This window comes from Paenibacillus sp. NPDC056579 (genome assembly GCF_042793215.1).
In the GTDB taxonomy this organism is placed as follows: domain Bacteria; phylum Bacillota; class Bacilli; order Paenibacillales; family NBRC-103111; genus Paenibacillus_S.
Window position 1 is genome coordinate 1 of the sequence record NZ_JBHTVD010000036.1, and the last position, 2,288, is coordinate 2,288.

2 protein-coding genes are annotated in these 2,288 nt (G+C 47.1%); both read left to right on the plus strand.

Annotated elements, in window-relative coordinates:
* The first annotated feature begins 460 nt into the window (after window positions 1-460).
* Window positions 461-1,021: a helix-turn-helix domain-containing protein gene (locus ACFQ88_RS39560; RefSeq protein WP_377455222.1), complete on the plus strand. Its 561-nt coding sequence runs from the start codon at window positions 461-463 to the stop codon at window positions 1,019-1,021.
* A partial coding sequence (locus ACFQ88_RS39565; protein WP_379463436.1) for a PBSX family phage terminase large subunit occupies window positions 1,002-2,288 on the plus strand: 1,287 nt, incomplete at its 3' end. The genes ACFQ88_RS39560 and ACFQ88_RS39565, both read left to right, overlap by 20 nt.

Below are 2,288 nucleotides of genomic sequence, written 5' to 3' on the forward strand. Positions count from 1 at the left end.
GGCTAAGTGAGTGGGTCAAGGGTCGCAATTCGCTATTTTTAGGGTTCGGGGATAGCCTGGACGACATTGCCGGTAAGACTGCTACTTAATAACATGTAGGGTGATCCCATCACAGTCTTATCATGGGAGGCAATAAATATTTAAGGCGGCACTGCTAATAAGCGGGGTCGCTTTTTTGTGTTGTTTGTGACCTGTGTCCGGTGATTCTCAGGGAAACGATTGAAAGCCTAAACAGCGCTTGAGTGCGGGCGCAGATCAGAGACAACAAAAGGAGATATGAAAATGAGCCTATACGATTATTTGCAAAGGAAGAAGGAAGAGGAAAGGGAAGCAGCACTGAAAGCGGAGAAAGAGGCGCACAAATGTAATGGCTGCGTGTGGGGTTCCTGGGCAGGCAATAAATACGTTTGCATGTTCAGGAGCTGCATCAAAAAAGAATAGGAGGCGGTGAGGTTTGTAAATGGCAAAGGCTAAATATGCAGAGTGGATCACGGAAGATGGCCTGAAGAAGATAGAGCATTGGGCGCGTGATGGTCTGACAGAGGAAGATATCGCTCATAACATGGGAATTAAGCGGCAGACGCTTTATGAGTGGAAGAAAAAGCATCCTGACATAGATGACGCCTTAAAAAGAGGGAAAGCCGTTATTGATCTGAAAGTCGAGAATGCCTTATTAAAGCGGGCGCTGGGCTATCAGTACAATGAGGACACATACGAATGGGTTCAAAACATGAACGGTGAAAGTGAACTGAAAATCACTAAGCGTATCGTCAAAGAGGTTCAGCCCGACACAGGCGCAGCTATATTCTGGCTTAAAAATCGTCAGCCTGACGTATGGCGCAAAGAGTCTGAGATCAAAGACAATCAGACGAAGGCGCAGACAAACAAGATCAAGGCAGATACCGAGCTTGCGAAAGAGCGGACAAAGCTGCTTAAAGGCGATAAAGGCGACACTGCCCTTATTGCACAGGTTGCAGAGTTGTATAAAGCCGTGAATAAAGGTGGAGACGATGGAAATTAAGTTTTCACCGAAGCAGCAGGACATCATAACAAGACCTTTTGATCGTACATTAGAAGCAAACGAAGGCACGCCACGGTCAGGAAAGACGACAGCGGGCCATTTTCGCTATGCTCTTTATTTGTCGCTAACGCCGGATCAAAACCATTTGGTCGTTGCCTATAACCAGGAGCAAGCATACAGGCTCTTTATTGACGGTGACGGGACGGGCCTTAAACATCAGTTCGGCAACCTTGCCAAAGTGAAGCATGATGATTTAGGTGATCATTTAGAGGTACAGACGCCGACAGGGACAAAGAAAGTCTATTACAAGGGCGGCGGTAAAGCGGACAGCGTTAAAGCTATTACAGGTATGTCGCTTGGCTCAGTCGTGTTCTGTGAGATCAATCTGCTACACATGGATATGATTCAGGAATGCTTCCGGCGGACGTTCGCGGCAAAGATGCGCTATCACCTGGCAGACTTGAACCCACCGGCCCCGAATCATCCGGTCATTAAAGATGTGTTTGAGGTGCAAGACACACGCTGGCAACATTGGACGATCCACGACAACCCTATTTTGACTGACGACAGGAAACAAGAGATTTACGACACGCTGAAGAAGAACCCGTACCTATTAAAGCGAGATTGGGAAGGGAAGCGGGTTAACCCACAAGGCGTAATATACGGAATGCTTGACCTTGAGGCGCACACAGAAAGGACATTGATCGGTAAGCCGATACAAATGTACTTTGCAGCTGACGGCGGGCAGTCTGACGCGACAAGTGTCTCATGTAATATCGTAACGTCATTCCGGAACACAGAAGGGAAACTGATACGCCGTTTAAATCGCGTGGCTCATTACTACCATTCAGGCGCTGAAACCGGACAAGTGAAGGCAATGAGTATTTACGCAAGAGAGATAAAAGAGTTCATAAAATACTGCACTGACAAATATCAGATGCGGTATACGAGGTTCTTTGTCGATCCAGCCTGTAAGTCATTGCGTGAAGAGCTGCACCTCATAGGCGTTGATACGTCCAAGGCGGACAATAACGCTAAAGACATTAGGGGCACTTCACAAGGTATTGAGGTTGGTATCGAGCGGGCGCAGAACACCATAACAAAAGACATGTTCCGGTTGGTGGATGATGAAAAGTACGATCATTACCACTTCATCAAGGAAAGCGGGCTATATTGTCGAGACGACAACGGCAAGCCGATTGACGAGAACAACCACAGCATGGACGAGTTCAGATACAGCGTGAACTATTTTTATAAAGAGTATGTG

Excerpts from the sequence above, each read along its gene's own strand:
- ACFQ88_RS39560 (WP_377455222.1), top strand. The coding sequence starts at position 461 with ATGGCAAAGGCTAAATATGCAGAGTGGATCACGGAAGATGGCCTGAAG.